This window comes from Pseudomonas fuscovaginae SE-1 (genome assembly GCF_000364705.1).
Taxonomy (GTDB): Bacteria; Pseudomonadota; Gammaproteobacteria; order Pseudomonadales; family Pseudomonadaceae; genus Aquipseudomonas; species Aquipseudomonas fuscovaginae_A.
On sequence record NZ_AQOH01000090.1, the window covers coordinates 1 to 562 of the forward strand.

Below are 562 nucleotides of genomic sequence, written 5' to 3' on the forward strand. Positions count from 1 at the left end.
TTGCCGTAACCGACGAAATTGCCGGTACCGGTGTAGGTCAGCCGTTCGACGTTCGCCGCCAGGCTCAGGGTGCTCAGCGCCGTGCGCATCTCATCGTCGCCGCCATCGGCCAGTTCGGTGACGAATACGTTGCTCCCGTTGATGATGTAGACGTCATCCCCCGCACCACCGGCCAAGGTGTGGCCGGATGTTTGCGCCGTCAGCGTGTCGTTGAAGTCCGAGCCGATCACCTTCTCGAAGTTCGACAGTTTGTCGCCCTCGGCATCGCCGCCACTACCAACGCTGCCGTTGACCAGGCTCACCGTGACCGCAGAAGCCGAACCGGAATAATCGATCGTGTCGGTACCCAACGCACCATCGAACTGATCGGCAGCCGCGCCGCTGATAAAGGTGTCATTGGTGTTCGAGCCCTGGATATTTTCAATACCCACATAGGTGTCGCCTGCGGCGATGCCTGTATGGATACCGGTCTTGGTGTTGATCGTGACGCTGTTACCGTCGGTGTAGCTGACGGTGTCAAACCCCGCGCCGCCGATGAACTGGTCGGCACCCGCGCCGCCCA

1 pseudogene is annotated in these 562 nt (G+C 60.9%); it reads right to left on the reverse strand.

From position 1 onward, the window contains the following. Window positions 1-562: pseudogene (locus K675_RS30595) on the reverse strand (calcium-binding protein); the annotation flags it as partial.